The organism is Microbulbifer magnicolonia (assembly GCF_035117725.1).
Classification (GTDB): domain Bacteria; phylum Pseudomonadota; class Gammaproteobacteria; order Pseudomonadales; family Cellvibrionaceae; genus Microbulbifer; species Microbulbifer magnicolonia.
Window position 1 is genome coordinate 417,826 of the sequence record NZ_JAYEFD010000001.1, and the last position, 25,132, is coordinate 442,957.

Annotated in this window: 24 protein-coding genes; 19 read left to right on the forward strand and 5 right to left on the reverse strand. The window is 60.5% G+C overall.

What is annotated here, in order from left to right; all coding sequences use genetic code 11:
* Positions 1-336, forward strand: a complete 336-nt coding sequence (locus RRF64_RS01845) for an ATP-binding protein (RefSeq protein ID WP_323844117.1) — start codon at positions 1-3, stop codon at positions 334-336.
* Here the strand turns inward: RRF64_RS01845 and RRF64_RS01850 are convergent.
* Positions 324-527: a hypothetical protein gene (locus tag RRF64_RS01850; protein ID WP_323844118.1), complete on the reverse strand. Its 204-nt coding sequence runs from the start codon at positions 525-527 to the stop codon at positions 324-326. The two genes, RRF64_RS01845 and RRF64_RS01850, sit on opposite strands and share 13 nt — an antisense overlap.
* A 498-nt stretch (positions 528-1,025) precedes the next feature.
* Between RRF64_RS01850 and RRF64_RS01855 the strand changes: the two genes are divergently transcribed.
* The 8 genes from RRF64_RS01855 to RRF64_RS01890 all read left to right on the forward strand — a co-directional run bounded on the left by RRF64_RS01855 (position 1,026) and on the right by RRF64_RS01890 (position 9,322).
* Positions 1,026-1,448, forward strand: a complete 423-nt coding sequence (locus tag RRF64_RS01855; protein WP_323844119.1) for a hypothetical protein — start codon at positions 1,026-1,028, stop codon at positions 1,446-1,448.
* Between the two features lie 24 nt (positions 1,449-1,472).
* Complete coding sequence (locus RRF64_RS01860; RefSeq protein ID WP_323844120.1) at positions 1,473-2,816, forward strand: hypothetical protein; 1,344 nt, start codon at positions 1,473-1,475, stop codon at positions 2,814-2,816.
* A 184-nt stretch (positions 2,817-3,000) separates the two neighbouring features.
* A complete protein-coding gene (locus RRF64_RS01865; protein WP_323844121.1) occupies positions 3,001-4,794 on the forward strand; it encodes a DNA polymerase II in 1,794 nt (597 codons plus the stop codon).
* Positions 4,795-4,904: 110 nt separating this feature from the next.
* Positions 4,905-5,354: a hypothetical protein gene (locus tag RRF64_RS01870; RefSeq protein WP_323844122.1), complete on the forward strand. Its 450-nt coding sequence runs from the start codon at positions 4,905-4,907 to the stop codon at positions 5,352-5,354.
* A gap of 36 nt (positions 5,355-5,390) precedes the next feature.
* Entirely contained in the window at positions 5,391-6,314 is a 924-nt protein-coding gene (locus RRF64_RS01875) for a M14 family metallopeptidase (RefSeq protein WP_323844123.1), read from the forward strand.
* Between the two features lie 132 nt (positions 6,315-6,446).
* A complete protein-coding gene (locus tag RRF64_RS01880) occupies positions 6,447-7,292 on the forward strand; it encodes a PA4780 family RIO1-like protein kinase (protein WP_323844124.1) in 846 nt (281 codons plus the stop codon).
* A gap of 52 nt (positions 7,293-7,344) precedes the next feature.
* Positions 7,345-8,541 carry a formate-dependent phosphoribosylglycinamide formyltransferase gene (gene purT, locus RRF64_RS01885; protein ID WP_323844125.1) on the forward strand — a complete coding sequence of 399 codons (1,197 nt, stop codon included), beginning with the start codon at positions 7,345-7,347 and terminating at the stop codon, positions 8,539-8,541.
* 232 nt (positions 8,542-8,773) lie between these two features.
* Positions 8,774-9,322, forward strand: coding sequence for a cytochrome b (locus RRF64_RS01890; RefSeq protein WP_323844126.1), 549 nt, complete (start codon positions 8,774-8,776; stop codon positions 9,320-9,322).
* A 10-nt stretch (positions 9,323-9,332) separates the two neighbouring features.
* On the opposite strand, the gene RRF64_RS01895 is transcribed toward RRF64_RS01890, so the two are convergent.
* The 3 genes from RRF64_RS01895 to RRF64_RS01905 all read right to left on the reverse strand — a co-directional run bounded on the left by RRF64_RS01895 (position 9,333) and on the right by RRF64_RS01905 (position 11,803).
* Complete coding sequence (locus RRF64_RS01895) at positions 9,333-9,971, reverse strand: ABC-type transport auxiliary lipoprotein family protein (RefSeq protein ID WP_323844127.1); 639 nt, start codon at positions 9,969-9,971, stop codon at positions 9,333-9,335.
* Positions 9,968-10,921: an MlaD family protein gene (locus RRF64_RS01900; RefSeq protein WP_323844128.1), complete on the reverse strand. Its 954-nt coding sequence runs from the start codon at positions 10,919-10,921 to the stop codon at positions 9,968-9,970. The genes RRF64_RS01895 and RRF64_RS01900 overlap by 4 nt, the downstream gene beginning before the upstream one ends.
* 300 nt (positions 10,922-11,221) lie before the next feature.
* The gene (locus RRF64_RS01905) at positions 11,222-11,803 is read right to left on the reverse strand and encodes an LOG family protein (RefSeq protein WP_323844129.1); all 582 of its coding nucleotides are present in this window, start codon (positions 11,801-11,803) and stop codon (positions 11,222-11,224) included.
* 208 nt (positions 11,804-12,011) lie between these two features.
* Here RRF64_RS01905 and RRF64_RS01910 point away from each other — a divergent pair, with 208 nt between their 5' ends.
* Positions 12,012-13,508, forward strand: a complete 1,497-nt coding sequence (locus RRF64_RS01910; protein WP_323844130.1) for a bifunctional 2-methylcitrate dehydratase/aconitate hydratase — start codon at positions 12,012-12,014, stop codon at positions 13,506-13,508.
* A gap of 190 nt (positions 13,509-13,698) precedes the next feature.
* Here RRF64_RS01910 and RRF64_RS01915 read toward each other — a convergent pair whose 3' ends face one another.
* Entirely contained in the window at positions 13,699-14,661 is a 963-nt protein-coding gene (locus RRF64_RS01915) for a porin (protein ID WP_323844131.1), read from the reverse strand.
* A gap of 278 nt (positions 14,662-14,939) precedes the next feature.
* On the opposite strand from RRF64_RS01915, the gene RRF64_RS01920 reads away from it, so the two are divergent.
* The 9 genes from RRF64_RS01920 (at position 14,940) to uvrY (ending at position 25,112) form a co-directional block, all read left to right on the forward strand.
* Complete coding sequence (locus RRF64_RS01920; protein ID WP_323844132.1) at positions 14,940-17,447, forward strand: DNA internalization-related competence protein ComEC/Rec2; 2,508 nt, start codon at positions 14,940-14,942, stop codon at positions 17,445-17,447.
* Between the two features lie 43 nt (positions 17,448-17,490).
* Entirely contained in the window at positions 17,491-18,108 is a 618-nt protein-coding gene (locus RRF64_RS01925) for a MotA/TolQ/ExbB proton channel family protein (protein ID WP_323844133.1), read from the forward strand.
* Between the two features lie 8 nt (positions 18,109-18,116).
* Entirely contained in the window at positions 18,117-18,536 is a 420-nt protein-coding gene (locus RRF64_RS01930) for an ExbD/TolR family protein (RefSeq protein ID WP_323844134.1), read from the forward strand.
* A gap of 154 nt (positions 18,537-18,690) precedes the next feature.
* Positions 18,691-20,520, forward strand: coding sequence for a lipid A export permease/ATP-binding protein MsbA (gene msbA, locus RRF64_RS01935; protein ID WP_323844135.1), 1,830 nt, complete (start codon positions 18,691-18,693; stop codon positions 20,518-20,520).
* Positions 20,521-20,532: 12 nt separating this feature from the next.
* Entirely contained in the window at positions 20,533-21,567 is a 1,035-nt protein-coding gene (gene lpxK / locus RRF64_RS01940; protein ID WP_323844136.1) for a tetraacyldisaccharide 4'-kinase, read from the forward strand.
* Positions 21,557-22,324, forward strand: a complete 768-nt coding sequence (gene kdsB / locus RRF64_RS01945; RefSeq protein WP_323844137.1) for a 3-deoxy-manno-octulosonate cytidylyltransferase — start codon at positions 21,557-21,559, stop codon at positions 22,322-22,324. The genes lpxK and kdsB overlap by 11 nt, the downstream gene beginning before the upstream one ends.
* A gap of 193 nt (positions 22,325-22,517) precedes the next feature.
* Entirely contained in the window at positions 22,518-23,534 is a 1,017-nt protein-coding gene (gene murB / locus RRF64_RS01950; protein WP_323844138.1) for a UDP-N-acetylmuramate dehydrogenase, read from the forward strand.
* Positions 23,535-23,598: 64 nt separating this feature from the next.
* Complete coding sequence (locus RRF64_RS01955; RefSeq protein ID WP_323844139.1) at positions 23,599-24,246, forward strand: alpha-ketoglutarate-dependent dioxygenase AlkB family protein; 648 nt, start codon at positions 23,599-23,601, stop codon at positions 24,244-24,246.
* Positions 24,247-24,458: 212 nt separating this feature from the next.
* Complete coding sequence (gene uvrY, locus RRF64_RS01960) at positions 24,459-25,112, forward strand: UvrY/SirA/GacA family response regulator transcription factor (RefSeq protein ID WP_323844140.1); 654 nt, start codon at positions 24,459-24,461, stop codon at positions 25,110-25,112.
* The last annotated feature ends 20 nt before the right edge of the window (positions 25,113-25,132 follow it).

A 25,132-nucleotide genomic window follows, 5' to 3' on the forward strand; every position in this document is an offset into this window, starting at 1 on the left:
TTGAACGGCGCCCATCACCTTTCAGTGATGCCGTTGGTGATTCAGGCAATAGATCAGTATCGCCACTTGTTGAATGGCAAGATTGTCGATGTGGAAATCGACTTAATCGACGTTGAAATCGATGATCTATCCAAACCCATTGCCTGCGGCCATTCACAGGCTTTTTCTATCGCGGTGAATAATTTGGTCCGGAATGCGTTCCTGCATACGCTTGACGGGCAGGGGCCGATCACGATTCACATCAAAGAGCGCGTGCTATTTGTTACCAATCGGGTAAGTAGTGAAGCTAATGAGTCGCACCCACCCGCCGAGGCGTCGTCGTCTCAAGGGCGGTGACGACGGCAGACCGCAGTCAGGTGGCAGAGCTGGTCGGCGCCCCATACGATTGGCAGCAGCTGGGCTTCTAGATCTTTTGCCGCGAGGAAGCGGCCGTGCTGTATTTTCTCTCCATCGACGCCCACCGCCGTGTGCAGACCCTGTCGCCAATTCGTGGCAGTGAGGTGCGGGAAGGGGATTCTTGTCGCCATGAACGTTACCTGGCAGAGCCTTTTCCCAAAACATATCGAGTTCAGCGTAACTTTTGTCGTCGAATCTATCGCATTGGTTTCACAGCTGCTTCTTGTTGGAGGTATAAAAACATGTGAATTAAAAACCTACTTCGTCACTTTCTTCCTTGCGGAATGCGCAAATATTTAATCGAGAGTAATAAAAGTCTTAAAACGAAAGTATTTAAGTGTCGAGCAAAGAGAGAATATTGTTGATTTCTTACTGGTCAGCAATGAATTCTGTATTGGATAGTTGAACTATAAGGATGCTGGGGGAACGTTGCTGAAGCTCTACGCAGAGAATACATATTGTACTTTGCACATATTTCCCAAGTCTTATTCCAGTATGGCCAACACTGTCATTTTAATAGCGTTATCCGGTGGGTTGGGCATCTGGCTTTTTATCGATGAATTTGGGGTGTCTCTTCGTATTGGTACTTGCGAACTAATTATACATTTTTCCGACCGTGGAATTTCCTTATGAGTGAAAACGAACAAGACCAATTTAATGTTGTCGCAGACGCGCCAGATTTGCGCGATCGCTATTACGAACCCCGGCTATTTCCATTACAGCCTGAAAAGGCCCCTCCTCATGATTTGGTGATATTGGATCAGGGGCCGGATGGTGCTTGTACAGGATTTGGGTTGGCGGCTGTGATTAACCGCCTTTACCAGCTGCAGAACAAAGATGCGCGAGTAAGCCCATGGATGCTATACCACATGGCGCGTCGCTATGATGAATGGGTCGGTGAAGATTATGAAGGCTCGAGCTGTCGCGGTGCCATTAAGGGATGGTTGAATACCGGTGTTTGTAATGCGGATCTATACGACAAAGACAATGGCGATTCTCCGAATTACGACCAGTTAGAAGACGCAAAATCTAGAACGATCGGCGCATACTAGCGTATCAGGCCAGATATCACAGAAATGCATTATGCCATTATAGAGAGCGGTATTGTTTACGTCTCTGCCAATATCCACAAAGGCTGGTTTTCCATGAAAAAAAACCAAGCCGGCGAGTGCGTAATTCCTCCAGGCAAGAAAGAGGTAGGAGGGCATGCGTTTGCAATTGTTGGGTACAACGAGGATGGATTTTGGGTGCAAAATTCCTGGGGGCATGAGTGGGGAAACAATGGCATTGCGCTTTGGTTATATGAGGACTGGTTGGCGACAGTCTATGATGCATGGGTCGTGCAAATTGCGTTGCCTACCCCACAGATCTTTGATCAGTTGCGGCGCAGTGGTAATTCGTCTTCTGCCAATATTGCCACAAAAAGCGCCCCGGGGCGGAACGAAATCTGGAAACACTTCGTTCATCTCGATGATGGTCGGTTCCATAACCACGGAAAATACTGGAGCAATGAAGAGCATGTACGTGCAGTGATTGAGCATATGCGGTGCATCAAGGATGAATTTGATCATGTACTGTTGTATGCCCATGGCGGGCTCAACGATATCAAGGCATCAGCGCGGCGTATTGCAGCGATGAAGGGTGTCTTTCTGGAAAATCGTATTTATCCATTCCACTTTATGTATGACACTGGTCTGATGGAAGAAATGAAAGATGTACTTTTTGGAAAATTTTCCAGGGCAGACAAGATTGCAGGGGGTATTTCGGACTGGTTTGACCGCAGAATCGAGAACATGGCACGCTTTCCGGGGCGTGCGATCTGGAGGGAGATGAAGCGTGGTGCGACGAAACCTTTCGAAAATAAGGGCAGCGACGGCTCGAAGGTACTGCAACAGATCGGGGCGACAATGGCCGACTTGAAAGGCAAAAGCCTGCATGTCGCTGGACACAGCACTGGCGCAATTCTACAGGCAAATCTTTTGCAGCGATTGTTTGAGGACAAGATAGTAAAAACGGTGTCCAGCTGTTCATTGCTTGCTCCTGCAGCGACGTACGATTTATATCACAACACCCTGCGCCCTTTGATTAAGGATGGCAAGGTGCAAGACGCACGTGTCTACAATTTGTCAGCTGCCTTAGAGGAAGACGACAACGTTGCCAAAATCTATCAGAAGTCACTGCTGTTCCTTGTTTCCAATGCGTTTGAAGAAGTACGGGGAGAGGCGCTAATCGGGATGAGGGCTTTCAATGAAAAATACCCGATGAGTGATGTCAAGATTCATTACAGTCCATCAGCGATGACAGATAGCCGAAGTCACGGAGGCTTTGATAATGACCCGGTGACGATGAACCACATACTTAGAAGGATCCTGGGCAAGGCGCCACGGCCTGGGTTTTCGCAAGGAGATCTAAATTATTAGCGGCGCGGTCAAGGGAATGAGCGCTCTGTAGGTTGAGCTAGCGGAGTTGAAAAATATTTTCACCTGAAGAAATACAAGCCTCGCTAGAGCCCTCTCGGCCAGCTCTGGCGATTGCTGATATCTGTGGATTTATCCAGTAGAATGGCGCAAATCTTCAACCTCAGCTTCAACCCAGAACAGCCTCTTGCCTCAAGGATTCCTCCTCAGCCGCCACAGCTTTGATCAGCGCGGCAGCACCTGCATCCACTACTGGCTGGCCACGCCCGAGGGCCCGGTCAAGCTGGTCATTGAAGGTGAGCGCCCGGTCTTTATGGTGAAGGTGGCGGACCACACTCAGGTGGCCGAGGCGCTGGCCGGCATACCCTACGATTGGCAGCAGCTGGGCTTCCAGACCTTTGGCCGCGAGGAAGCGGCCATGCTGTATTTTCCCACCATCGACGCCCACCGCCGCGCCCAGGCCCTGTTGCTACATCGCGGCATCGAGGTGTTTGAAGCGGATTTTCGTCTCCACGACCGCTACCTGATGGAGCGCTTTGCCCGCGGCGGCCTCTACTTTGAGGGCCTGGCCCAGTCCAAGGACGGCTTTACGGAATATCGGAAGGTTCGCCTCAAGGGCGCCGAGGTGCAGCCGGATTTCAAGGTGGTTTCCCTGGACGTGGAGTGCTCCGGCCAGGGTGAGCTGTATTCCATTGGTCTCTACGGTCATGGTGTGGAGGAGGTGCTGATGGTGGGCCAGCCGCAGAGTGCGGACACCACCATCCAATGGGTGGATGACGAGCGGGCACTACTTCAGGCGCTTGAGGCTAGGATCACATCCTTGGACCCGGACATCATCATCGGCTGGGCCGTGGTGGACTTTGATTTTCGGCTGCTGCTGAAAAGGGCCGCGCGCCATGGCCTGCGCCTGAAGCTGGGGCGCGATGGCACAGAGGCCCGCTGGCGGGATAGCCGGGAAGGCGGCCCGGGATTCGTGACGCTGCCGGGCCGGGTGGTACTGGACGGCATCGACGGACTGAAGAGCGCCACCTACAACTTCGAAAGCTTCAGCCTGGAGTTCGTGGCCCAGACCCTTCTGGGCCGGGGCAAAGACACCGAAGACGTGGACAACCGCCTGGCGGTGATAGAGCACGACTTTCGCCAAAACAAACCCAAGCTGGCCGCCTACAACCTGGATGACTGCCGCCTGGTGTGGGACATCTTCCAGCACACCCGCTTGCTGGATTACCTGCGCCTGCGGGCCCAGCTCACCGGCCTGGAGCTCGACCGCAGCGGCGGTTCGGTGGCGGCCTTTACCAACCTCTACCTGCCCAGGCTACACCGCAGCGGCTATGTGGCGCCCAACCTGCCGGCGGACGGCGGCCTGGCCAGCCCCGGCGGCTATGTGATGGACTCCCGGCCCGGCCTGTACGACAACGTGCTGGTACTGGACTTCAAGAGCCTTTATCCCAGCATTATCCGCACCTTCAAGATCGATCCTATGGGCCTGGGTGAGGGGCTGGAAGACGACGATGCCATCCCCGGTTTTCGCGGTGCGCGCTTCTCCCGTGACAAACACTTCCTGCCGGACATCATTACCAGTCTGTGGGCCGAGCGCGACATCGCCAAGCAGGAGCGGGATGCCGCCCGCTCCCAGGCCATCAAGATCATCATGAACTCCTTCTACGGGGTACTGGGTTCCGGGGGCTGCCGTTTTTACGATACGCGCCTGGCCAGTTCCATCACCCTGCGCGGTCACGAGATCATGCAGCAGACGGCCCGCTGGATCGAGGAAATAGGTGAAGGGAAGCTGGGTCACCAGGTCATTTACGGCGATACCGATTCCACGTTTGTCTGGCTGAGCGGCCGACCCAGCCTTGAAGAGGCGGATGCGATCGGCAATCACCTGGCCAGCGAGATCAACACGCGCTGGCGGCACAAGCTCAAACAAGAGCTGGCGTTGGAGTGCGAACTGGAGCTGGAATTCGAAACCCACTACTAGCACTTTTTGATGCCCACCATTCGCGGCTCGGAGGCCGGCTCCAAGAAACGCTATGCGGGCCTGGTCGTGAAAGGAGGCGAGGAGAAGCTGGTATTCAAGGGCCTGAAACCGTGCGCAGCGACTGGACGGCCCTGGCCAAGCAGTTCCAGACTCAACTCTACGGGATGGTGTTTAAGGGTGAAGATCCGTCCGACTATATCCGCGCGACGGTGGAGAAAACCCGGGCAGGGGAGATGGACGAGCAGCTGGTGTATCGCAAGCGACTCAGGCGCAAGCTGGAGCAATACGTAAAAAAAGTGCCACCCCAAGTACACGCGGCGCGACTGGCCGATGAACTCCGCCAGCAACAGGGGCTGGCACCCCGCTACCAGAACAAGGGCTGGATTCGTTACGTGATCACCCTCGATGGCCTGGAGCCAGTGGATCACCGTCAGTCACCGATGGATTACCAGCACTATATCGACAGGCAGCTCAAGCCGGTGGCCGATGCGATATTGCCCTTCATAGAACTGGATTTTGACAGTCTGGTGGATGGCCAGCTGGGCCTGTTCGACGTGTAGAATACCTCCCTCGCGCATCACCGGAGAACAAGCGCCATGAACACCGCCCCCGCCTTCTATCCAATCGGTACCCCCGGCACGCCCTGGGGCGACGCGGAGCGCGCCGAGTGGTTGTCGCGACAGACCCGTCATCGCAGCTACGAGGCAGAGGTATTGAGCGCAATCGAGCGCCTGCGCTCGCGCTTCGACGTGGAGGAGTACGGCCGCCTGGAATATGGCCCTGAAAGCTATCCGCTGTTGGCGATCCGCAGCCGCGATTGGAGTGACGATCTGCCCGTCGTGCTGGTGACGGGTGGCGTGCACGGCTATGAAACCAGTGGCGTGCACGGCGCGCTGCAGTTCGTGGAGCAGAATGCGGCGGATTACACAGGCCGCGTCAACCTGCTGGTCGCGCCCTGCGTCAGCCCCTGGGGCTACGAGCGCATCCATCGCTGGAGCCCGCACGCGATCGACCCGAACCGCTCCTTCCGCGAGGGCAGTCCGGCCGAGGAGTCGGCGGCGCTCTTGCGACTGGTGGCGCCCGTCCGCGATCGGGTACTGATGCATATCGACCTGCACGAGACCACCGATACCGACGAAACCGAGTTCCGCCCCGCGCTGGCCGCCCGCGACGGCAAGCCGTTCGCGCCGGGCGGGATTCCCGATGGCTTCTACCTGGTCGACGACAGTGAGAATCCGCAGCCCGGATTCCAGCAGGCGGTGATCGCGGCGGTGGAGCGGGTGACCCATATCGCCCCGGCGGATGACAATGGCGAGATCATCGGCTCGCCGGTGGTCGCGCGGGGCGTGATCGAGTACCCGCTGAAGCAGCTCGGTCTGTGTGCCAGCATCACCAATGCGCCCTACAAGACCACCACCGAGGTCTATCCCGACAGCCCGCGCGCGACACCCGAGCAATGCAATACCGCGCAGGCAGTCGCGGTGTGTGCGGCGATCGACTACGCGCTGGCGCACCGGTAAGACGGCCAAGTACCGGCGGCTGCGCCGAGCCGGCACGGTTCGGGGCGCTGTGCCGATCGCTGCCCACCTATCGCCCCGCGCGCAACGTGGTATTCTGCGTCACCAAGTGCCGAGGGCTGATTGCCAGGAACCATGAAAGTACCCAAGAGATTACAACCGCTGGTCGATGACGGCATGGTCGACGAGGTCATCGCCCAGCTGATGAGCGGCAAGGAAGCCCAGGTGTATGTGGTGCGCTGCGGCGACGCCCTGCGCTGTGCCAAGGTCTTCAAGGAGGCCAGGCAGCGCAGCTTCAAGCAGGCGGTGCAGTACCAGGAAGGCCGCAAGATGCGCAACAGCCGCCGCGCCCGGGCGATGTCGAAGAAGACCCGCTACGGCCAGAAAGAGCAGGAACAGGCCTGGCTGAGTGCCGAGGTCGATGCCCTGTATCGGCTGGCGTCGGCCGGCGTGCGGGTCCCCCAGCCATACGGCTTCGTCGACGGCGTGCTGCTGATGGAGCTGGTGGCCGACGACGAGGGCTACGCCGCCCCGCGGCTGGATGACGTCACACTGACCGCGGAACAGGCCCGCGATTACCACGGCCGGGTGATGGCCGACGTCGTGCGCATGCTGTGTGCCGGCCTGGTACATGGCGACCTTTCCGAGTTCAACGTGCTGCTGGACCGCCACGGCCCGGTAATCATCGATTTGCCCCAGGCCGTGGATGCAGCCGGCAACAACAACGCCGCCATGATGCTGGAGCGCGATGTCAACAATATGCGCGCCTATTTCGGCCGCTTTGCCCCGGAACTATTGACCACCGATTACGGCAAGGAAATCTGGGCGCTTTATGAGGCGGGTGAACTGCACCCGGACAGCACCCTTACCGGGTATTTCGAGCATGACACGACCAGCGTCGACGTCGGGGACCTGATGGCCGTCATCGATGATGTTCGTGAAGAGCAGGCCGAGCGCCTGGCACCGGCTTGGGATGGATAATAGGCCGCTGATGATGTCCCTCGCGCAAAATTCACAATAAGGCAAGAATTCTATGGCTACCCTGGGCACTCCGTTTTCTTCCACCGCCACCCGCGTCCTGTTCTGTGGCGCCGGCGAATTGGGCAAGGAAGTCGTGATCGAGCTGCAGCGCCTCGGCTGCGAAGTCATTGCGGTGGACCGCTATGCCAATGCTCCGGCAATGCAGGTGGCCGACCGCAGCCACGTGATCAATATGCTCGATGGCGATGCCCTGCGCGGGGTGATTGAACAGGAACAGCCCCACCTGGTGGTGCCGGAGATCGAAGCCATCGCCACCGACACCCTGGCCGAGCTGGAAGGGGAGGGGGTAAATATTGTCCCCACGGCGAGGGCGACCCAGCTGACCATGAACCGGGAAGGCATCCGCCGCCTGGCGGCCGAAACCCTGGGACTGCCCACGTCCCGCTACCGTTTTGCCGCCGGCGAGGCGGAATTCAAAGCAGCTATCGACGAGATCGGCATTCCCTGTCTGGTCAAACCGATTATGAGTTCCTCGGGCAAGGGCCAGAGTCTGGTGCGCGACGCCGCGCAGATTGACAAGGCCTGGGCCTACGCCCAGGAGGGCGGTCGCGCCGGCAAAGGCAAAGTGATTGTCGAGGGCTTTGTCGACTTTGATTACGAAATCACCCTGCTGACAATCCGCCACAACGACGGCAGCGGCAACATTGTCACCAGCTTCTGTGCGCCCATTGGTCACCGTCAGGCCGATGGCGATTATCAGGAGTCCTGGCAGCCGCAGGCCATGTCGGCAGCGGCGCTGAGCCGCGCCCGGGAAATTGCCAAAGCGGTGACCGATAATCTCGGCGGCCGTGGCCTGTTTGGCGTGGAGCTGTTTGTCAAAGGCGACGAAGTGATCTTCAGTGAAGTCTCGCCGCGGCCGCACGATACCGGCCTGGTTACCCTGATCTCCCAGGACCTTTCCGAGTTCGCGCTGCACGCCCGCGCCATTCTCGGCCTGCCCATTCCCAATATCGAACTGCACCGCGCCTCGGCCTCGTCGGTACTGTTGGTGGAGGGCAGTTCCACCCAGATGCAGTTCGGCAACCTGAGCGCCGCACTCTCCCGCCCCGATACCCAGCTGCGCCTGTTCGGCAAACCGGAGGTTGTCGGCAAGCGCCGATTAGGTGTCGCCCTGGCGCGGGCCGACGATATCGAAACCGCGCGCAACACCGCCAATGCGGTGATTGCCGATATTAAGGTAAAACTGTAGTGGCAACATTAACCGCGGCTATTCCATAAGCCGGCCTCGGTTGAACTAAAAAGCGAGCCTCAGGCGGGGCTCGCTTTTTTAGTGGCTGCTTTAGCTGCCCGACAACTGATTTGCGCCCAAAATTTGAGCGGTATGCTAAAAAGACAAAGTGGCGTTGCTGCAGAAGGAAGTGCGAAACGCGGCGCACTATTATGCGTGAACAGTCTCTGACCGACCGGTGCGAACGATGCCAATGCTCATGAATACGCATCAGCGTTATGGCGCCGTCGCCATTGCGCTGCACTGGCTTATGGCGGTATTGCTCATTGCACTTATCGCGCAGGGTCTGTACATGAGCGATCTGCCCGATGTCGGATTCAACAAGGAAAAAATCCTGCATATTGTCTATCACAAGGAGTACGGTATCCTGGCGTTGGGTCTGGCCGCGGTAAGACTGGCGTGGCGGGTTGGCAACGTGCTGCCGGATCTGGTCGAAGAAATTCCGGACTGGCAGAAGGTGGCCGCGCGGTTTGTCCATCTTTCTTTTTACGGCTTCATGTTCGCCCTGCCGATCAGCGGCTGGCTGATGTCTTCCGCCGCGGGCATTCCGGTGTACGTCTTCGGGTTCAGGCTGCCGGATCTCATCGCCCACAATGAGTATCGATTCCAGCAATTGATCGAAATGCACAAGTGGCTGGGTTATGCATTGATCGGCTTTATTGTGCTGCACGCCGGCGCGGCGTTAAGACACCATTTCCTCAGCCGGGATAACACCCTGAAAAAGATCCTGCCCGGCAAATAAGCCTACTCGCTTACTGCACATTCTCCAGCACGAATCCGGCTACCTGCTGCAGGGCCTGCGCGGCGGCATCGTTGGCGGCCACAACTCCGGCATAAGGCGCTCTCTGCAGCATGGGTTCGCGCAGCGCTATGGCCCGGCTGGCGACGATCCGGTTCGATGTGCCTTCGACGAGTTGCACCCGCAGGGAAAAATTTAATGTGGCCGGATCGGTGGTGAAATCCTGCGCGAGCTCGAGGATCTCGGTCCGCAGCGCATAACTGTACGGGCCGAAGTAGGGCGGTGTGAGTACAGCCCCGAAGTAGCCGGTGTTCTCCAGCGTCTGCGCGAGCAACGGCAGCAGCATCTGCGCCGGTGATGCGCCCCATTGGTGCCGACTGAAATAGTCAATCTGATACGGCCGGATCCTGTAGGCCATGCGGACGGTGTCGTAAACCGGATTGATCGCCGGTTGCAGCACCAGCAGCGTCGCCGGATGCGGTTGCCGTTGCGGGAGCTCGAGCGGCAGCTTGTCGATCACTGCCACCCGCATGTCGTCTTTCACTGGGGAAAACAGCGTGCAGCCGGAAACCAGTGTCGCGGCGACTGCGGCCAGAAGAGGTTTGGCCACCTTGGTAAGAGACAGAGCGCTCGCGCAGCCGCTTTCTCTCATTCGGTTTCGCCCGGTCCGAGAGGCGGAGGGGCGCTGCCACGCACGAGGATCGATGGATCGCGATTGATCTTGTCTGTCAGGCGGCTCATCGAATTGGTCAGTTGGTTCAGGGTGGCCATCGTCCGATAGGCTTCGGGCAGGACCTGCAGCTGCAGCGCGTTGATAGTTTGACTGCTCGAATCCAGCAGTGGTGCGAAGCGGCCGCTGGCCTGCTCGGTGTTCGCGATGATCGCGCTGAGTCTCCGCTGGTTCCCGGCGAGCATGTGGCTGACCTGCTGCAGTGCCTTGACAGTGTCGTGGCTCGAATCCAGCAGCGGTCCGAGTCGGCCGCTCGCCTGCTCGGTATTCGCGATGATCGAGCCGAGCTTCTCCTGGTTCTCAGCCAGCATGCGGCTGACCTGCTGCAAATTCTCCACTGTATATTTGAACGATGTGATGGTTTCGTCGTCCAGCAGCGTGCGCAGCAATTCCGTCAGCAGTTGCACGTTCTGGTTGACCTGGCTGATCGCGGTATCCAGGTTCACCGAGCGGGATGGTGTGCTGGGTATCTGCGGATAGCGGGCGCCGGGAGCGGCGGTGAGCGGCCCTTCTTCCGTGCCGGTGTTTTCCAGCAGGATATAGACATAGCCGGTGAACCCCCGGGTGGCGAGTCCACGCGCAGTAATGGTGGCAACTGTCGCCCTGGTGACGGGCGCGTCTTTCTCGACGTCCAGCAGAATACGAACGGATCGGGGGCCGACAAGTTCGACCTCGGTTACCCTTCCTACATCCACGCCATGGAACTCGACGGGGGCACCGGCAATCAGCCCGGATACCGAATCTTCGGTGAGAATCTGGTAGGTCGCAAAGCGGCCGGATGTGCGGTAATACCAGATAGCCCCCGCTACCAGGACAAGAAGCACCGCGAGCGCAAATGCCAATCTTGCCCGGTTCGCTGTGCTGATATTCATCGAGCGTTCCTATTTATCTTATCGGACGTTGCTATTCATCGGGCGTTCCTGTTTATCGGGCATTCCTTCGCCTGTGAGATCGGCCCGAATGATGGCCAGTGCAAGTCTAGATCATGCGGTGACCGGATAAATGGATATGCCGACAACCGCGTTGTGGCGCGAAGCGGCTTCGCGGCGGAGTGGAAATTCCAACTAGAGAGCTCCTTTCAGTTAAGCTCCTTTCAGTCCAAACCCGAGCTGGAGCGCAAAGTGGCTGCATCTGCGCGCCTCAGGTCGTGCTGGGGCACAATTAGAGGTGCACTAGAGTTCGTCGCGAGTCAGCCGCTGGTCCATCGCCGGCGCCTGGTAGTTTTCCATCAGCGCCAGCAGCCGGGCCGGGTCGTCAGCTTCCAGCAGCATCGCCCGGTACTCTGGTTGCAGCAGCTGTTCGGCCACGCAGTGGTCCAGGAAGGCAGCCAAGTGCCGGTAGTAGCCGGCCACATCCAGCAGGCCGCAGGGCTTGCGGTGGAACCCCAGCTGCGACCAGGTGAGGATCTCGAACAGTTCTTCCAGCGTGCCGAGGCCACCGGGCAGGGCGATAAATCCGTCGGAACGAGATTCCATCAGCGCCTTGCGCTCGTGCATGGAGCTCACTACACACATCTCGGTGACCCCGCGATGTGGCACTTCCCGCACCGCCAGCGCCTCCGGGATTACTCCGGTGACGCGACCGCCGCCCGCCAGCACCGCATCGGCCAGCGCGCCCATAATTCCGATGCTGGCCCCGCCGTATACCAGCCCGATATCCCGCGCCACCAGCTGTTCAGCCAGGGCCTCGGCTGCCTGCAGGTATTCGGACCGGCGCCCGGTATTGGATCCACAGTAGACACAGATATTTTTCATTTTCCCTCCTGCTGAACCGTATCTTAGCTTTGGTCGTCGGGTGTACGCCGTAAATTCGGCGCTTTTTGGCTTACTGGCAAGGCCTGGTTGGGGGAGCTGGATATGGGAGTCCGGTACCCGCGCCGGAATTATCTATGCTCACAATAACTCAAAAACTGCAGCCGCCAGCCGCGATGCAATGTGGTTGGCCAATACGGAAGGCAAGGGTATGAGTGCCAACGTCGATCTGAATATCCGCCCGGATTACGACCAAGTGATCCAGGATATCGCCGACTATGTCCTCGATTTCCAGATCGATTCAGACGAGGCCTGGGATACGGCGCGCAACTGCCTGATGGACACGCTCGGCTGCGGCCTGTTGGCGCTGCGTTTTCCCGAATGCACCAAACACCTGGGCCCCATTGTCGAGGGGACACTGGTGCCGAACGGCGCGCGGGTGCCGGGCACCCAGTTCCGCCTGGACCCGGTCAAGGCGGCCTGGGATATCGGTTGTATCGTGCGCTGGCTGGATTACAACGACACCTGGCTGGCGGCCGAGTGGGGCCATCCCTCGGACAATCTGGGTGCCATTCTCGCGGTGGCGGATTACCTTTCTCAAAGGCGTCTGTCCTGCGGCAAAAGCCCTTTCACCATGCGCGACGTGCTGGACGCGATGATCCGGGCCCACGAGATCCAGGGTGTGCTAGCGCTGGAGAACAGTTTCAACCGCGTCGGTCTCGACCATGTGCTGCTGGTGCGCGTCGCGTCGACGGCCGTCGCTACCAAGCTGAAGGGCGGCAACCGCGAGCAGGTGATGGCGGCGCTGTCACAGGCCTGGGTGGACGGCAGTGCGCTGCGCACCTACCGCCACGCCCCCAATGCGGGCTCGCGCAAATCCTGGGCCGCCGGCGACGCCACGTCGCGCGGCGTGCGACTCGCCGATATCACCATGCGCGGGGAGATGGGCATCCCCGGCGTGCTGACGGCGAAGCAGTGGGGCTTTTACGATGTGCTATTCAGCAAGACCAATGCCGACCAGAAAGTAAAAGCGGAGGGGGACCGCCAGTTCAGGTTCCAGCGCGGCTCTTCACCTGGCTACGGCAGTTACGTGATGGAGAACGTCCTGTTCAAGATATCCTTTCCGGCGGAATTCCACAGCCAGACGGCCTGTGAAGCCGCGGTGATTCTGCACCCGCAGGTAAAAGATCGTATCGAGGACATCGACAAGATAGTGATCACCACGCACGAATCAGCCATCCGCATCATCTCCAAGGAGGGGCCGCTGGCCAATGCCGCCGATCGCGATCACTGCCTGCAGTACATGACGGCGGTGCCGTTGCTGTTTGGCGACCTGGTGGCGGAAAACTATGAGGACAGTTTTCACGAAGCGCACCCGCAAATAGATGTGTTGCGGCAGAAGATGGAAGTCGTCGAGGACAAGCGCTATTCGAAAGAGTATCTGGATCCGGACAAGCGCTCGATCGCCAATGCCGTGCAGGTGTTCTTCAGGGATGGCAGTGCAACGGAAAAGGTGGAAGTCGAATACCCGATTGGCCACCGCCGGCGCAGGGAGGAGGGCATTCCGTTACTGGAAAAGAAATTCCGGGCCAATCTCGCAACGCGATTCCCCTCTCGACGCTGCGAGGAGATCTTTACACTGTGCAAGGATCAACAAAGGCTTGAGCAGACTCCGGTGCAGGAGTTTATGGATCTGTTTGTCATCTGACATCGCCAACCCAGGTGCCACGGACTGGATGCCGGCCTGCGCCGGCATGACGACGTCAGCATTGCGGGAGATCACCGTTGTAGGAGATCAACATTGTAGGAGCGGCCGTTGGCCGCGATCGAACTTTCCGCAACGAAAAAAGCCCCGGCTGTTACACCGGGGCTTTCCGTTCACACAGAACCAGGCTCTATCAGAACTTGAGCTCGGTACCGATACCGAAGTAGCTGCGGTCATAGTCGTCCGCTGCGGTTTCATCGGTGTAGAAACCGAATACCTTGGCCGCGCTGGACAGCTTGTAGTCCAGGCCCAGGCTGTAGGTCTCGCCGTCGGTCTTGACGATATCGGACTGGCCGTACTGCGCTTTCGCGGTCCACTGGTTGATCTTGTAGGCGACGGAGGTCAGCCAGCCGTCTTCGGTGTCACCGTCGGCGACTTCCTGCTGTTCGTACAGCGCGCCCACCTGAACCGGGCCGATGTTGTACTGGGCTACCGCACGCTGTACGTCCCAGTCGTTGGCTTCCACGTCCTGGTCGTAGGCGTAGGCGAGGTAGACGCCGTTGTTGTCGTAGGCTAGGGACACAGAAGTGCCGTTGTCACGGGTGTCGAGCAGGTTGCCATCCGCATCGAGGATTTCGTCGTCCTTATGGCTGATATACGCCGCGGACACCTTGAAGCCGCCGAAGGACGGGGTGGTGTACTGCAGGTTGTTGGACTCGCGGTTGTCGCTCTTGGTGATGATGCTCTTGATATCACCTTCCAGGTCGTTGAACAGGTCGACCTTGTTCTGGGCAACTTTCAGCGGGGTGTCGAACTTGCCGCCGATCACCTGACCGAAGCCGCCTTCCAGGCCAGCGAAAATATTGCGCTGCTCGAAGGTCTCTTCGGCTTCGCCGTCGATATCCACCTGGTATTCCATCTGGTAGATACCCTTGAGGCCGCCAACGCCGGCAACATCGTCCAGGGGCAGTTCGCCTTTCACACCGAGCCGGGAGGCGTTGCTCTTGATATCGGTAACGGAGCCGTCGCCTTCATCGGCGGACTGGAAAGCCACATTGGCCTTGCCGTAGAGGTCGACCAGTTCGGATTCAGCTTGGGCATTGGCCAGCACCGGAACCATAGAGGCGATGGCCAGGGAGAGAGCAGTCTTTTTCATGGGAAATCTCGCACAGTTTATGGTTTTGGCTGAGGGGCCGGTTACTGTCCGAAAGCCCGGCTTACCTCGAGTTGGTGCGGATTTTGCGCTGCGAATATTACAAACATGTTAAAGGTGTCATTTTTCTTAATAAATTGTTACCAGTCGGCGCCAGTTTATACAGGTATGACAGTGCAGGGGGCTGGGCGACCGTTTCTGGTACGGGTGCCAGTGCTTTGCAGAGCGCCGGCAAATCTGGCAAAACTCCAGCCTGAACACAGGAAGTGGAGACCAGGTTGATGGAATCGACGGCCGCGTCGCGGACAGCGCACCTGTCTCCCAGTGCCATGCTGTGGGCTTACGCCGCGGGCGTGATGGCCATTGGCAGCCTGCCCAGTTTGCCTGCGGGTATCCTGCCGGCGCTGGTGGCCGTCGCGCTGCTCGCCGCCACTCGATTGCTGCCCGCGCGGACAAGACGCCCGATCCAGCTGCTCCTGCTTGCGGCGCTCGCTGGCGGCAGCTGGGCCCTGTGGCACAATCATGAGGCTCTGGACAACCGCCTGCCGCTCAGCCACCACGGCACCGACTTCCTGCTCGAGGTCCAGATCGAGTCCCTGCCCGAGATGCGCCGGTCGGAATTCGGCTTCGACGAGGCTGCCGCAAACACCAGTTTGCGGTTCACGGCGCGCGTGTTGGGGGCCCCGCAGCCACTGGCACCAGGTCTGGAGCTGCGCGGACAACGGCTGGATCTCACCTGGTACCGGATCGATGACCGGCTACAGGGCCAGCTGCGCGCAGGCAGCCGCTGGATGCTGCCGGTGCGCCTGAAGCGCCCTCGGGGCAGCGTCAATCCCCACGGCTTCGACTACGAGGGCTGGTTGCTGCAGCGCGGCATCTACGCCACCGGCTATGTGCGCCCGCAGGACCGGGAGCCGCAGTGGCTCGCCAGCGGTACGGGTCTGGCCGCGCTGCGCCATGAGCTGCGCGATCGCCTGCTGGCCCTGGCGCCAGAAAGAGGCCCGGTGTTGTCTGCACTGCTGCTGGGCGATCGCGGCGGTATCAGTGCCGATGAGCGGCGCCTGCTGCGGGAGACGGGCACCGCGCACCTGCTGGCCATCTCCGGACTCCATGTCGGACTGGTCGCGGGCTTCTTTCTGTTCCTCGGCAGCGTGTTTGGGCGCGTCATCGGGCTCTATACCGGCGCAACTCCCGGGGCCCTGGCGGTGATCTTCGCCCTGGCCGCCGCACTGGTTTATACGCTGCTCGCCGGTGCGCCGCTGTCGGCGCGGCGCGCGCTGGTGATGACCTGGATCATGCTGCTCGCCTGGCAGTGGCGCCGGCGTATCAGCGCCGGTTTCGCCTTCAGCCTGTCACTTGCCCTGGTGCTGACGCTACAGCCACTGGCCTTCTTCGGCGCTGGCTTCTGGCTGTCGTTTGTGGCCGTGGGAGCCCTGCTGCTCGGATTCACCGGGCGTGCGCGCGCGTTGAGCCGGAAAGGGGAGTCCGGGCCAGGCGCAGCACTCGCGCTACTGGACCATTGCCGCGGCCTTCTGCGCGCCCAGTGGCTGGTGGCCATCGCATTGTTTCTCCCGTCTCTATTATTCTTTTCCGGGTTCAGTCCGGCCGGCCTGCTGTTGAACCTGGTCGCCATTCCCTGGCTGGGAATCCTGGTGCTGCCGGCACTGCTGCTGGGGACGCTGATGGTCGGCACCCTCCCGGGCAGCTGGTTTATCGGTTTCAGCGCCTGGCAACTGGACTTGCTGATCGGTTTCCTGGCGGCGGGCCGCGATGCCCTGCCGGCGTGGCAGACACTCGGGCCGCCATTGGGATGGGTGAGCCTTCTTGTGGCGACCGTTGCCATCGGACTGCTGCTGCTCCCGGCCGGGCTGCCGGGGCGCCGCCTGGGCTGGCTGTTCCTGTTGCCGCCGCTGCTGCCGTTTCTGCCCCAGGCGGACAGCGGCGAGGCGAGCCTGCGGGTGGCGGTGCTCGATGTGGGGCAGGGCTTGGCTGTGGTCGTGCGCACGCCGCAGCAGCGGCTCCTCTACGATACCGGGCCCCTGTCCGCGAGCGGTTGGAGCGCCGGGAGCCAGATTATCGCGCCCTATCTGCTGGGAGAGGGAATGCCGGCACTGGATGCGGTCGTCGTCAGCCACGGGGACAGGGACCACGCCGGGGGCTTCGCCGGTTTGGCGGAATCGCTGCCTTTGGGACACTTGGTCGCGCCGGGCCGGCTGGCGCAGAGGTTGCGCGACCAGAGTGGCCGGGATGCCGGCCATTGTCTGGCGGGAGAGGAGGAAGCCCTGGGCGACCTGCGGTTGCGTTGGGTGTGGCCCGAGACGGAGGACATCAGTGGCGAGGAAAACGACCACAGTTGTGTGGTCCTGGTGCAATGGCGCGGGGTGCGGATACTGTTGGCGGGGGATATCTCCAGTGGAGTGGAGCGGCAGCTGAGTCAGAAATTGCCAGATTTTGCACCGGTAGACCTGTTAATCGCCCCACATCACGGCTCCCGCACCTCGTCTTCCCGGGCGCTGCTCGACTGGGCCAAGCCGCGCCATGTAGTCTTCAGCGCGGGTTACCGCCACCACTTTGGCCACCCGCATCCCGACGTGGTGGGCCGCTACGAAGCCAGCGGTGCAGAGCTGTTCAACACCGCCGAGAGCGGGGCGCTGGAATTTACCTGGCAGCAGGACGGCCGCAGCCCCCAAGTCAAAAGGGCCCGCTCGGCGCCGCGGTTTTGGTATGCGGATCACACAGATGAAACAGACGCCGGGTGGAGACTTAGCCACCGCGGCCAGCTGTGGTAGAGTCTGCATCCAATCTCCCTTCCGCAGTCTGGGATCTAGAAAAGTGTTAGAGATAATAAAATCCGGCGGCTGGCTGATGCTGCCGATTCTGCTCTGTTCCGTCGCCGTCATCGCCATCTGCGTCGAGCGCCTCTGGACCCTGAATCCACGCCGCATCGCGCCGCGTACCCTGCTGGGCGAAGTCTGGTCCTGGTTGAAAAACAACCAGATCGACGCGGAGAAACTCAGGGAGTTGCGCGATTCCAGCCCACTGGGGCGTATTTTTGCCTCCGGCCTTTCCAACTCCCGCCACGGCCGCGACGTCATGAAGGACAGCATCGAAGAAACCGCCAGCCAGGTGGTGCACGAGCTGGAGCGCTTCCTCGGCGCCCTCGGCACCATCGCCGCCGTGGCGCCGCTGATCGGCCTACTGGGTACCGTGCTGGGCATGATCCAGGTCTTTACCGCCATTATGCTGGAGGGCACCGGCAACGCCGGCGTGCTCGCGGGTGGCATCAGCCAGGCGCTGATCACTACCGCCGCCGGCCTGACCGTCGCGATTCCCGCGCTGATGGCGCACCGCTATTTCCAGCGCCGCGTCGATACCATCGTCGTCACCATGGAGCAGGAGGCGGTGAAGCTGGTGGACGCACTGCACAGCGACCGTCGAATCGAGGGGTAGGGCCTGATATGCAATTTCGTCGCCAGGCCAAAGAGCAGGACGGGGTCAACCTGACGCCGCTGATCGATGTGGTCTTCCTGCTGCTGATCTTCTTTATGGTGTCCACGACCTTCACCAAAGAGAGCCACCTGAAGCTGAACCTGCCGGAAGCGGCGGGGCCCCAGGCCGAAGAGCAGCCGCGCGCCGTCGAGGTGCTGATCAACGCGGATGGCTCCTACTCGGTGGACGGCCGCGCCCTGATCAACAAAAAACTGGCTACCCTGAAATCGGCGCTGTCGGAAGTTTCCGCGGGCGAGTACAATCGCCCCCTCGTGATAACCGCCGATGCCACCGCCCAGCACCAGGCCGTGGTGCGGGCCATGGATGCCGCCGGTCAGCTGGGTTTCGTGAACCTCAGCATCACCACGCGGCAGCCGGAAGAAAATTAACTGCTCGCGCATCTCGCTCTAAGCGACACCGCTCGTGGGAGCCGGCCCCGCCGGCGAAAAAGGACCTGGCCGATGGCCCTGTTCTTTGTCGCCTGCGAAGCTGGCTCCCAGGGTGCGAGCATGTTCGCTCCCGCGAGCCCAGCCAATAGTCTGTATGGATAGAGTCAATACGCCCCCGAGCAAACCGCGACGCGGGGCGGAAACCTACCGCCGCCTGCTCACCTACGCGCTGCCACACTGGCCGATCTTTGCCATTGCGGTGGTCGGTTTCCTGCTGTTTTCCACCATGGGCGTCAGCCTCATTGCGGTGACCGAACTGCTGCTCGATGCGGTGGGGGCGGGGATCCAGGAGAGTCGCGGTTTCCTGGCCAAGATCGTGGCTTCCCATTTTCCCGGCGGGATCATGCCGCAGGAAACCGCGCGCTGGATGATTCCACTCGCGATGCTGTTGATCATCGTGTTGCGCGCCTGCGGCAACTTTATCGGCAGTTATGGTCTCGCCTATGTTGCGCGCGCGGTCATCCACAAGCTGCGCACCGATTTGTTCGAGAAAATCGGCCAGCTCCCCAGCGCCTATTTCGATCGCTACACCGGCGCCTACCTGATTTCCAAGGTGTCCTATAACGTCGAGCAGGTGACCAACTCCATCACCAAGGCGGTGAAGGTGCTGATCCGCGAATCCTTTACCACGATCGGATTGCTCATTTACCTGCTGCTGGTGAACTGGAAACTGACACTGACATTCTTCCTGTTCGCGCCCTTTATCGCGTTTATCGTGCGCAGCGTCGGCAAGCGCTTCCGCAAACTGAGCCACCGCATCCAGAACACCATGGGCGATGTGACGCACGTGACCCAGGAGGCGATCAACGGCTATCACGTTGTGCGCATGTACGGTGGCCAGGCCTACGAAAACGCGCGCTTTGCCGCCGCCAGCGACAGCAATCGCCAGCAGTTTATGAAGCTGGTGGTGGCCGACAATGCCAGCGTGTCGGTGATCCAGATTCTCGTCGGCCTTTCCACCGCCACCATCGTCTGGCTGGCACTGGCACCGGGTATGGTCGAGTCGATGACGGCCGGTGTGTTCGCCGCCTATATCGGTGCCGCCGCATCCCTCGCCAAGCCGGTGCGCAGCCTGTCGGAGGTCTTTGCCGACATCCAGAAGGGGATAGCCGCGGCGGAAAGCATCTTCGAAGTCATCGACGCGCCCAAAGAGCCGCAGGGTGGCACGGCGCGGCTGCCGCAGCCGGTGCGGGGTGCGGTGACCTTTGAAAATCTCGGTTTTACCTACGACCCATCGGCGCCGGCGGTGCTTACCGATATCTCTTTTGCGGTCGAACCGGGGCAGACTGTGGCACTGATCGGCGCTTCCGGGTCCGGCAAGAGCACCCTGGTCAGCCTGCTGGCGCGTTTTTATGAGCCGACCAGCGGGCGCATACTTGTCGATGCGGTGGATATCGCCGAGGTACCGCTGGCAGACCTGCGCCACCAGATCAGCATGGTGTCGCAGAATATCGTGCTGTTTAACGACACGGTGTACCGCAATATCGCCTACGGCGAGCTGCAGGATGCGACGCCGGAACAGGTACGGCGCGCCGTCGAACTGGCCCACGCGAGCGAGTTTGTGGACGAACTTCCCCAGGGGCTGCATACCCTGCTGGGCGACAATGCGCAGATGCTGTCCGGCGGTCAGCGACAGCGCCTGGCCATAGCCCGGGCTCTGTTAAAAGACGCGCCGATCCTGATTCTCGACGAGGCAACTTCCGCCCTGGACAATGAATCGGAGCGTCACATCCAGGCTGCCCTGGCCGAAGTGATGAAAAATCGCACTACCTTTGTCATAGCGCACCGTCTCAGCACCATCGAGAACGCGGATCGGATCCTCGTGATGGAGCAGGGCCGGATTATTGAGAGCGGCAATCATGCCGAGCTCCTCGCCGCAGGCGGACGCTACGCAACCCTGCTACAACAGCAAACCGCTGGATAAGGCTTCAACGCAATGTCACTGGAAGACTGGCTCAACAGGCGCTGGTACCCGGAAGAGGGGCGGGTCAAGACGTTGCCCCTGCTGGCACCGCTGGAGTCCCTCTACCGGGGTGTGAGCAGGAGGCGTCGCAGGGCGAACCGCGAGAGCCCGCCGGCAGCGCTGTCGGTGCCGGTCATTGTCGTGGGCAATATTACCGTCGGCGGCGCGGGCAAGACGCCACTGGTGGCGGAGCTGGCGCGCTGGCTGCGCGAGCGGGGCAGGAACCCGGGCATCGTCAGTCGCGGCTACGGCGGCAGGGCCAAACAGTACCCATACCAGGTCACCGCACAGTCGCATCCGCTGGAGTCCGGGGACGAGCCGCTGATGCTGCACCTGGTTACCGGATTGCCGGTGATGGTGTCGCCAAACCGCGCCGAGGCGGCGCAGGCACTGGTCGACTACCACCAGTGCGACGTGATCCTGTCCGATGACGGCCTGCAGCACTATCAGTTGTGGCGCAGCCTGGAGATCTGTGTGGTGGACGGGCACCGCGGCCTCGGCAACGGACATATGCTGCCGCGGGGGCCGCTGCGGGAATCCGCCGACCGCCTGCGCAACGTGGACCTGGTGGTGGTGAACGGCGAGCCGGAGGAGCAGGTCAGGGCGCAGTGTGGCGAGCTGCTCGAGTTTCAGATGAACCTGGAGCCGGCCTGCTGGCACCAGTTCAACCTGGATCAGACCTCGACGCTGAAATTGAGCTCGGGGCCGGAGCCCGGCCCCTGTCACGGTGTTGCCGCGATCGGCAACCCGAAACGGTTTTTCCGCGAGCTGCAGAAGTTGGGCTTCCGGGTGATGGGGCAGCCGTTTGCCGACCACCATCAGTTCACCCCGCAGGAGCTGCAATTTGACGGCGAAACCCCTGTTATCATGACCATGAAGGACGCGGTCAAGTGCCGTGATTTCTGGCAGAGCCACTGGTGGGCACTGGAGGTGCGCGCCCGTCTGCCGGACGTTTTCTACCAGAAGATTCATCAGCATCTGCAACAGTTTTCCCAACATGAGCAATAGCCTTTCTTTCGATGTGATCATCCCGGCCCGCTTTGGCTCGAGCCGCCTGCCGGGCAAGCCGCTGGCGGATATCGGCGGCAAGCCGATGGTGCAGCACGTCTACCTGCGCGCGCGAGAGAGCAGTGCCGAGCGCGTGATAGTCGCCACCGACGATATGCGTGTAGCCGAAGCCGTGCGCGCATTCGGCGGCGAGGTCTGTATGACTTCGGCGGATCACGCCTCGGGCACAGACCGGCTGCAGGAAGTGGCGAGCAACCTGGCATTGTCCGGCGATCGCATCCTGGTCAATGTCCAGGGCGACGAGCCGCTGATACCCCCCAAAGTCATCGATCAGGTGGCCGCCAACCTGGCCTCGAACAGGGACGCCGGTGTGGCGACGCTCGCCGAGCCGATCAGAAGTCTGGAGGACTTCCGCAATCCGAATATCGTCAAGGTAGTCGCTGCGGAGTCCGGCCTCGCGCGCTACTTCTCCCGCGCTCCGGTGCCCTGGCCGCGGGACGCGTTTGCCACGGATGCCGTTGCGTTGCCCGCCGGGCTGGAGCCGCGCCGGCATATCGGAATCTACGCTTACCGGGTCGCGCTGCTGAATCGGTTTGTTTCCTGGTCGGTAGCGCCTCTGGAGCACTTTGAGGCGCTGGAGCAGTTGCGCTTTCTCTACCATGACGAGAATATTCACGTGGCCGATGCCTGCGAAGACGTCCCCGGCGGTGTCGATACGGAGCAGGACCTGCAGCGCATGCGGGCGTTACTGGGTTAGTGCCGAGGCGCACCAGGCGCGGGGTGTTCACCTTGTTGCCCGCAGAATGCAATGTGGGAGCCTGCCCCCGGATCGAGTCCTGGGCAGGCTCTGCAGGCGATAGCGAGGCTGGCCCGGACTGGTTCGCCAGCGGGGCTGGCTCCCACAGAGTGCCACCAGAATGTTGTGTTATTCAGCCCAGAGCTGTATCTGAATGATAGAAACCGATGTAGACCTGCAACCCCTGAATACCCTGGCCATTGCCGCGCGCGCGGCCTATTTCGCCCGGGTGGAGAGTCTCGAGCAGTTGCGCGAGGCGCTGGAGTTCGCCCGATCAAAAAAGCTGCCGATATTTCCGCTTGGCGGTGGCAGCAATATCGTACTGACCGGCGATTTCCCCGGGTTGGTTATTCTCGTGGTGTTGCGCGGCCTGTCGCTGGAGAGCAATGATTGCGGCACCAGCGTGGCTGCTGCGGCCGGGGAAAACTGGCACCAGCTCGTCATGCATACGGTGGGGCAGGGCATGGGTGGCCTGGAAAACCTGGCCTTGATTCCCGGCAAGATCGGCGCGGCGCCGATACAGAACATCGGCGCCTACGGCGTAGAGCTGTGCGATACCTTCGTGAACCTGCAGGCGCTGCATATCCCTACCGGTGAGCTGCACGAGTTTTCCGCTACTGAATGCAAGTTCGGCTACCGCGACAGCATTTTCAAGGGTCCGGCACGGGACCAGTACATCATCACCCGGGTGCACCTGCAGCTGTCCCGGGACTGGCGTCCGCAGCTCGATTATCCGGCGCTGCAACAGCATCTGGCCGAACACGGCCACAGCGTCGGAGATCTTACCCCGGCGGATGTGGCCAGTGCTGTAATCGACATCCGCAATAGCAAGCTGCCGTCGCCGGACGACATTCCCAACGCGGGCAGCTTCTTCAAGAACCCGCTGGTGGATGGGGATTGCTACGAGCGCCTCAGGAAAATCCACCCGGATCTGGTGGCATTCCCCTCCGGCGACCAGTGGAAGCTGGCCGCAGGCTGGCTGATAGACCGCGCCGGCTGGCGCGGTGCGCGGCGCAACTCTGTCGGCGTCCACGAACGCCAGGCGCTGGTGCTGGTGAACCCCGGTCGCGGCAGCGGCGCCGAGGTCACCGGCCTGGCCGCGGAGATCGCGGCCGATATCCGCTCCAAGTTCGGTGTGGAACTTGAACCGGAACCCCGCTATTACCCCTAAGGTGCGCCGTGCGCACCAATCGAGCTCGATGGTGCGCAGGGCCGCACCCTGCCTGGTGTAAACATTGAATGAGCAGACCTTTAGCGCCCGCGCTACCGAACTTGCAAAACGCTTTCCCGACACCGAATGGCCGGATCTTGCTCCCGGCCAGGCCCTGCTGATCCGCAACTGGCTGTCCCCGGCGGAGTCCGCCACCACGTTTGGCGCCTGCCTGCGCCAACTGCGCTGGGAGCGCCCCGAGATTCGCCTGTTTGGCAAATCACATCCTATTCCGCGTCGCCACGCCTTTGTCGGCGACCCGAGTGTGATCTATCGCTGGTCAGGTCTGGTACAGCGCCCACAGCCATGGATTGAACCGTTAGATATACTCCGGTCACGACTGGCGGCCGCCGGGTTTCGGTTCAATTCGGTGTTGGCTAATCACTACCGCGACGGCGCAGACAGTATGGGCTGGCATGCGGACAACGAAAAAGAACTTGGGGAATGGCCAGTGGTGGCTACCGTCAGTCTCGGCCAGGCGCGGCGCCTTGGCTTCAAGCGACGCGACGGAGAAGGGCGCCTGGCGCTCGACCTGCCCGACGCTTCCCTGCTGCTGACCTCCGCGGCGGTACAGCACTACTGGTTGCACGGCGTGGCGAAGAGCAGGCGTGAACTGGGAGGACGGATCAGCCTGACTTTTCGATTTATAAACGATCGTTATATGGCTAGTTAAAAATCATTGCTAAATATCTAATCAACAGGATTTGAAACGCTTGTCTCGCTTTGCACTAGGGTATTTGTCTGGTATGTTGCGAGAAGGCTCTGTGGATGGAACTATGTGAGGTAGCGACCTCGCGAGCAAAAACAAGAACGCAGTCAAAAGCGCGCGTGCGGCTGGGGAGTTTGCGCAACGCAGCCACTGCATAATCCGTAGTTGGGGCTAAATTGATCAAAGTCTTAGTGGTGGACGATCACGATCTTGTGCGCATGGGGATATCGCGCATGTTGGGTGACGTCAGTGGTATTCAGGTTGTCGGCCAGGCAGATAGTGGCGAAGAGGCGCTCGCCTTTGTGCGCCAGTCCGAGGTCGACGTTATCCTGATGGACGTCAAGATGCCCGGCATGGGCGGGCTCGAAGCGACCCGCAAATTGCTGTCCCGTTGTCCCGAGGCCAAAGTGATTGCGGTGAGTGCACTGGATGACGACCTGTTTCCCGGCCGTTTAATGCGGGCCGGCGCCATGGGCTATGTCACCAAGGGCGCCGACCTGGAAGAGATGGTCAGGGCTATTCGCACCGTTGTCTCCGGCGATGTCTTTATCAGCAGCTCCATGGCGACCAAGATGGCCCTGCGCAGTGTCAGCGGCAAGTCGGAAAAAAGCTCGCCGTTTGACGACCTGTCAAAACGCGAGCTGCAGATTGCCGACATGATCGTCAACGGCACCAAGGTGGCCGAGATCGCCGACACCCTGTCGGTGAGTCCCAAGACCGTCAACAGCTACCGCTACCGCATTTTTGAAAAGCTGGGTATTCACAGCGACGTGGAGCTGACCCTGCTGGCGGTGAAATATCAGATGCTGGACCCGGAAGCCGCCTTGTAGCAGTGCGGTATCCGCTGTAG

What these genes read in the sequence shown, in the direction of transcription:
- RRF64_RS01910 (WP_323844130.1), top strand. Translation starts at nt 12,012, where the DNA reads ATGAGTGCCAACGTCGATCTGAATATCCGCCCGGATTACGACCAAGTG.
- RRF64_RS01930 (WP_323844134.1), top strand. Translation starts at nt 18,117, where the DNA reads ATGCAATTTCGTCGCCAGGCCAAAGAGCAGGACGGGGTCAACCTGACG.
- RRF64_RS01920 (WP_323844132.1), top strand. Translation starts at nt 14,940, where the DNA reads ATGGAATCGACGGCCGCGTCGCGGACAGCGCACCTGTCTCCCAGTGCC.
- RRF64_RS01875 (WP_323844123.1), top strand. Translation starts at nt 5,391, where the DNA reads ATGAACACCGCCCCCGCCTTCTATCCAATCGGTACCCCCGGCACGCCC.
- murB (WP_323844138.1), top strand. Translation starts at nt 22,518, where the DNA reads ATGATAGAAACCGATGTAGACCTGCAACCCCTGAATACCCTGGCCATT.
- RRF64_RS01915 (WP_323844131.1), bottom strand. Translation starts at nt 14,661, where the DNA reads ATGAAAAAGACTGCTCTCTCCCTGGCCATCGCCTCTATGGTTCCGGTG.
- RRF64_RS01880 (WP_323844124.1), top strand. Translation starts at nt 6,447, where the DNA reads ATGAAAGTACCCAAGAGATTACAACCGCTGGTCGATGACGGCATGGTC.
- RRF64_RS01855 (WP_323844119.1), top strand. Translation starts at nt 1,026, where the DNA reads ATGAGTGAAAACGAACAAGACCAATTTAATGTTGTCGCAGACGCGCCA.
- RRF64_RS01895 (WP_323844127.1), bottom strand. Translation starts at nt 9,971, where the DNA reads ATGAGAGAAAGCGGCTGCGCGAGCGCTCTGTCTCTTACCAAGGTGGCC.
- purT (WP_323844125.1), top strand. Translation starts at nt 7,345, where the DNA reads ATGGCTACCCTGGGCACTCCGTTTTCTTCCACCGCCACCCGCGTCCTG.
- RRF64_RS01860 (WP_323844120.1), top strand. Translation starts at nt 1,473, where the DNA reads ATGCATTATGCCATTATAGAGAGCGGTATTGTTTACGTCTCTGCCAAT.
- msbA (WP_323844135.1), top strand. Translation starts at nt 18,691, where the DNA reads ATGGATAGAGTCAATACGCCCCCGAGCAAACCGCGACGCGGGGCGGAA.
- RRF64_RS01850 (WP_323844118.1), bottom strand. Translation starts at nt 527, where the DNA reads ATGGCGACAAGAATCCCCTTCCCGCACCTCACTGCCACGAATTGGCGA.
- RRF64_RS01890 (WP_323844126.1), top strand. Translation starts at nt 8,774, where the DNA reads ATGCTCATGAATACGCATCAGCGTTATGGCGCCGTCGCCATTGCGCTG.
- kdsB (WP_323844137.1), top strand. Translation starts at nt 21,557, where the DNA reads ATGAGCAATAGCCTTTCTTTCGATGTGATCATCCCGGCCCGCTTTGGC.
- lpxK (WP_323844136.1), top strand. Translation starts at nt 20,533, where the DNA reads ATGTCACTGGAAGACTGGCTCAACAGGCGCTGGTACCCGGAAGAGGGG.
- RRF64_RS01900 (WP_323844128.1), bottom strand. Translation starts at nt 10,921, where the DNA reads ATGAATATCAGCACAGCGAACCGGGCAAGATTGGCATTTGCGCTCGCG.
- RRF64_RS01905 (WP_323844129.1), bottom strand. Translation starts at nt 11,803, where the DNA reads ATGAAAAATATCTGTGTCTACTGTGGATCCAATACCGGGCGCCGGTCC.